Here is a 422-nt window from a genome sequence, read left to right as displayed (position 1 = left end):
GGCAGCAGGCGCAACTACCGTAGAGGCTCCGATGCCAGGTAAGATCCTGAACATCAAAGTATCTGCAGGACAGGCAGTTAAGTTTGGTGAGACCGTCATCGTGATGGAAGCTATGAAAATGGAAACTGAAATCGTTGCTCCGGCAGACGGTACAGTAGCACAGATTCTTGTCAAGGCAGGCGACGCCGTTGACACAGGTGCAGCACTGGTTACCCTGAACTAATAGATGGTTACCCTGAACTAATAGAACGATACAGGGATAATTATTCGAAAGGACGTAAAGAATTATGAAATATGTTGCTACGATCAATGGAAAGAAATACGAAGTTGAAGTAGAAAAATTAGAAGCATACAAATCTCTGGATCGTAATGGTGTAGCAGCTCCGGCAGCACCGGTTCTTCCGGCATCCGCACCGGTACAG

At 46.7% G+C, this 422-nt stretch carries 1 protein-coding gene; it reads left to right on the top strand.

Translation table 11 applies throughout. The features are described from left to right. Window positions 1-223, top strand: a 223-nt coding sequence (locus QVO97_RS08745; RefSeq protein WP_288189459.1) for a biotin/lipoyl-containing protein, incomplete at its 5' end; no start/stop codon positions are given. Window positions 224-422: the final 199 nt, after the last annotated feature.

The organism is Clostridium sp. CAG:43 (genome assembly GCF_000434655.1).
GTDB classification, from domain to species: domain Bacteria; phylum Bacillota; class Clostridia; order Lachnospirales; family Lachnospiraceae; genus Otoolea; species Otoolea fessa.
The sequence above is the reverse complement of the archived record's forward strand: the minus strand, read 5'-3'. Positions and strand labels throughout refer to the sequence as shown.